The 1,596-nt window shown below is 48.8% G+C and carries 2 protein-coding genes; one reads left to right on the plus strand and one right to left on the minus strand.

The features are described from left to right. The first annotated feature begins 355 nt into the window (after positions 1-355). Positions 356-1,375, plus strand: a complete 1,020-nt coding sequence (locus KDK19_RS23225) for an integrase domain-containing protein (RefSeq protein ID WP_257293050.1) — start codon at positions 356-358, stop codon at positions 1,373-1,375. A 42-nt stretch (positions 1,376-1,417) separates the two neighbouring features. On the opposite strand, the gene KDK19_RS24680 is transcribed toward KDK19_RS23225, so the two are convergent. Then, complete coding sequence (locus KDK19_RS24680) at positions 1,418-1,591, minus strand: HigA family addiction module antitoxin (protein ID WP_368736497.1); 174 nt, start codon at positions 1,589-1,591, stop codon at positions 1,418-1,420. Positions 1,592-1,596 lie beyond the last annotated feature (5 nt).

Here is a 1,596-nt window from a genome sequence, read left to right on the forward strand (position 1 = left end):
CAGCGCATTTTCAAAAAGCCGTTTCAAGAGACCCTTTCTGGATATATTGGCATCCGTACCCTACAGCCAGACCAGTGTCTTTTATCGGCACTTTCTGATGATTTGATCAACTTTTTTATAAGCAGGCGAGCATGCTAAACCCGGCCATTCTTCAGTATTGGTTATAACAGCAACCGCCTCAGCTGCTGGCATCAGCAAAGCTCAGCTCTCTGGAGCAATGAGCGTCACTGCCCGCAACCCTTGCGTTACAGGCTGTCCCGTCTGGCCACTGCGTGATGTGGCTTCGAATTGAACTTTGTTCAGGGTTTCGGGACTGATTGTCCGATATGCCAGATTGGGATGGAGGGGTAGAGTTGTGTCTCATTTTTTAAGCCGTAACGGCCATAATTTTGGTTTTGGCCGACAGTTGTCTTATGCTGGTCGAAATGCACTCAGGGCAATGATGCCGGGTCAATTTTGTACGGTGTCCACCCACTCTGAGCGATGGAAACAGTTTTGTGCCTGGAGTCAGGCCCGAAATATTTGTGAAGCCCATCAGGTGAATAACCAGACATTGAAGCACTATGCCGTTTATCTACGGGCAAGGCTGGAAGGGCAGGGCAGACCATTATCTGTTGCCACAGCACAGAATCTGCTGTCTACCTGCAATGTGGTTTTGAAGGCGCTGCGAGGCAATGAAGATATAAGGATTAAACCTTCTGAGGCTCTACAGGTGAACCGGGAGAAAATTCGCACTGAACCACCGGAGCTAAGCAGGGATAAGTTGGCACAGGCACAAGCCGAGTTAATTTTGAAAGGTCAGGAGCGAATAGCAGCCGTTTTAGGTCTGTGTCGAGAGCTTGGGCTGCGTTCCCGAGAGGCTGTATTGCTTGATTGCCGCAGGGCTCTTGAGCAAGACAAAGCCTGCGGAAAAATCGATATTGAGCGGGGTACAAAAGGCGGACGTGGCAAATCGACGTCTACCAGTCCTTCACGAGTTGAACGGTGGGTTCCAGTATCCGGCTATGCACGTATGGCTTTGTCTCAAGCGGTAAGGATGCAGGGCGACAACGATTGCCTGATACCTATCGGTAAAAAGCTTGAAGATTTTCTGGCTCTGGTGCGTATGCACAGTGGTCCTGTTCTCAAAAAGTATGGGCTGAATAACCGGCATGATCTCCGGGCGGCCTACGCTTGTGAACAATATCAACAAAATACAGGTTGTTCTGCACCTGTTTTATCAAGTGGTATCAACATTGATAAACACGGCGATCTTCAAGCCCGGAAGGCCATCGCTGATCTGCTAGGCCATCACAGAAGTAGTGTGGTTTCAGCCTACATTGGCAGTAATCAGCGAGATAGAAGCAAAGGGCAACTGCCGAAAAAAAGACGTTGAATTAGCGATCTGAAATAACTGGGCAACACGAAGAATAGGTCACTACGCAACCTGACTAAAATCAATACGTTCCAGGTTTGCTGTATCGACCACTTGCCTGGCTTTCCACAAGTCAAAGCTTTCCTGAAGTGTCATCCAGCTTTCAGCAGAACCACCCAGTACTTCGGACAGTCGAATGGCCATTTCCGGTGAAACACCTGCTTTTTCATTCAGCAAACGAT

The organism is Endozoicomonas sp. ONNA1, from assembly GCF_024606325.1.
Lineage (GTDB): Bacteria > Pseudomonadota > Gammaproteobacteria > Pseudomonadales > Endozoicomonadaceae > Endozoicomonas_A.